The following is a 2495-nucleotide window of genomic DNA, read 5'->3' on the forward strand; positions in this document are numbered from 1 at the left end:
CATTCGGGATGCCGCACCGAGAATCGTCGCGGCCGCGATTTTGCTCGTCTCGTTCGTCGGCGCGGGAGCGCTGATGACCCAACAGGTCCACACCGAAAACACGGCGAACAGGGAGGTACAGAAGATACTGGAATCGAAGCAGTACGAGCAACTCGAACTCGTGGAGGTGAACGTCGAGTTCGACGACATGGGCCTCGTCGACGACAAACAGCACGTGACGGTGCTCGTGACCAAGCCGTCCGGAAAGCGGTATCCCGGGCTGGCGAAGAAGCTCGCCGGGAAGATATCCGCCCAACTCGACGGGAGGACGATAGTCGAACTGCAGTTCACCGAGAGCCAGCAGTCGGTGGCGAGAACGTGACGCCGTGGTCGGCCGTGATCCGGTAGGCGGCCGTGCCCCAGATGTAATCCTCGACGGGCCACCACGTCCGGGCGTTGTTGAGACTTGCGACGAGGACGCCGTCGTCCGGCCGTTGGAGGTCGGGATGAAAACTAACGCTCCCGCTGTCGCCGTCCGTGAACGAGGACCGTGACCCCCATTTCAGTTGTCCGTGTTTGCAGACGGTTCCGTACGCGCAGGTCATCCCGTCTACGGCTTGAATCCGACCCGACGAGTAACCGGAAACGGCGGCGACCTTCTGCAGTTTCGACCGACGTGCTTTGAGGTGGGCGAGTCCCACGCGCGTGAACTGCCCCATGACCGCGGATGGTGAAACGCCGTGGATGGCGCTCGTCGGAAGCGCGTCGTTCACCGGGTCGATGCGAACGAAGTCGTCCAACGCGTAGCCGCGTCCCACTTTGCCGACCTTTCGCCATCCGGTGCGTCCCTTGACGTAGAACGGTTCGCCGCGGTGTTGTTCGTCGTCGTCCCCGTAGAGATGGTTCGAAGTCGCGAAAAACGGCGCTCCGTCGTCGTACATCGCCGGACAAAGCGTTGCGGCGGCGTGCTTGCTCCCGCACTCGACGCTTCCGGGCACGCGATCGTCGTCGAACGAAGCGTCGTACGTCCGGCTTTTTTCGGTCGTATCGGCGGCTTCGACGTGATTCACTTCGACGGCGACGTCGCCGATTCGTTCGGGGACGGAACCCGTCGCCTCGTCGTCGGTCACGTCCACGGCGAGGGCGGCGTTTCGTCCGCCGAACTCGCCCGGAACGACGGCGCTACCGACGATTCCGTGACGAGAAAGCAAGTCGTGGCGCTCGTGTGCGTCGAACGCGGCGCGGAGGTCGGCGAACCAATCCGCCGGAACCGTCGTCGTCAGCGGTTCGGAATCGGACCCCCGACCGTACACGAGCGGCACTTCGTCGCGTCCGGCCGCCCGCACGTCGCCGGGCGTGAGCAGGGCGGCCATCGAGCCGAACCCTGCACCCGCGAGTGTCGTGACGAACCGTCGCCGCCCCATCGTCCCCAGTCGTCTCCGTGGCAGCGAGCGCGTTGCTGGTCGCTGTCCGATGTCGTCGTGGTTCCCCATCGTGTCGTTTCCCCGTTCCCGAACTCGGGTACGACGGGGGAGTACTTGAAGCTGAACCGTCAGGTTCCCCGTTCGAGCGGATGAATTATCGGTACGACGACAGTGCAGTTTTAGGGGTGCCAAAAAATGAGAACATTTACGTACCTTTAGGCGAGCCTAAAATATGGGTATGGTAGCAGACGACCCTAAGACCACGAGCCGTCGACGATATCTGTTCGGTTGTGGCGTCGGCGGAGCGACGATCATGGCTGGCTGTCTCGGCGGCGACGACAGTTCAGGAGCAGGAACGGACACGACGAACACTAGCGAGACGACGGGCTCGAAATCGGACGGGACGAGCACGGAAACGACCGAGACGGAAGCGTCGGAGTCGGGTCCGTACTCGGTATCGATGGAACCGGTCGGGTCGGTGAAGTTCGATTCCGTCCCGAAGAGTTGGGTCGCCAACAACGGCAGTTGGGCCGACATGGGCATCGCGCTCGGCCTCGAACCGCCGAAAGCGGTCTGGTTGACGAGTCGGTACCACACGCAGTACTACGACGAAATTCCCGGCGTCTCGGTGGACAAGAGCGGGATGAAGAACCTATACCAGGACGGCGTCAACAAGGAGCTGTTCTACCAACTGGACGGCGACGTACACGTCATCGACCCGAACTTCCTGATGAACCGATTCAAAGGATGGTCCCAGTCGGACGTCGACGAAGTCGAAAAGAACATCGGGCCGTTCTTCGGCAACAGCATCTTCTCGACCGGATACAAGTGGCACAAGGACTACAAATACTACAACCTCTACGAGGCGTTCGAAAAACTCGCCAAGGTGTTCAAGCGCACCGACCGGTACGAGGCGTTCAAGTCCCTACACGCAGACTTCCAGTCGAACCTCGAATCGGTCATCCCGTCGAAGAAGTCGAAACGGCCGTCGGTCGCTATCATGTGGGCGAACGGGAACAAGCCCGAGTCGTTCTCGCCGTACCTCATCTCGGAGGGGACGAGCTTCAAACAGTGGCGCGACCTGAAGGTCCA

Annotated in this window: 2 protein-coding genes and 1 pseudogene; 2 read left to right on the forward strand and 1 reads right to left on the reverse strand. The window is 61.7% G+C overall.

All coding sequences use genetic code 11. The annotated features are described in order from the left end of the window. Positions 1 to 361, forward strand: a pseudogene (locus WBV42_RS08615) (TIGR00341 family protein); the annotation flags it as partial. On the opposite strand, the gene WBV42_RS08620 reads toward WBV42_RS08615, so the two are convergent. Beyond that, entirely contained in the window at positions 327 to 1472 is a 1146-nt protein-coding gene (locus WBV42_RS08620) for a hypothetical protein (protein ID WP_423985665.1), read from the reverse strand. The pseudogene WBV42_RS08615 and the gene WBV42_RS08620 sit on opposite strands and share 35 nt — an antisense overlap. A 169-nt stretch (positions 1473 to 1641) precedes the next feature. Here WBV42_RS08620 and WBV42_RS08625 point away from each other — a divergent pair. Beyond that, positions 1642 to 2495 (forward strand): ABC transporter substrate-binding protein (locus WBV42_RS08625; RefSeq protein WP_423985666.1); only part of this gene is annotated, 854 nt, incomplete at its 3' end.

Source organism: Haladaptatus sp., from assembly GCF_049589095.1.
GTDB lineage: Archaea > Halobacteriota > Halobacteria > Halobacteriales > Haladaptataceae > Haladaptatus.

Bases quoted from the DNA above. Each gene is read 5' to 3' on its own strand.
- WBV42_RS08620 (WP_423985665.1), bottom strand. From the start codon at position 1,472: ATGGGGAACCACGACGACATCGGACAGCGACCAGCAACGCGCTCGCTG.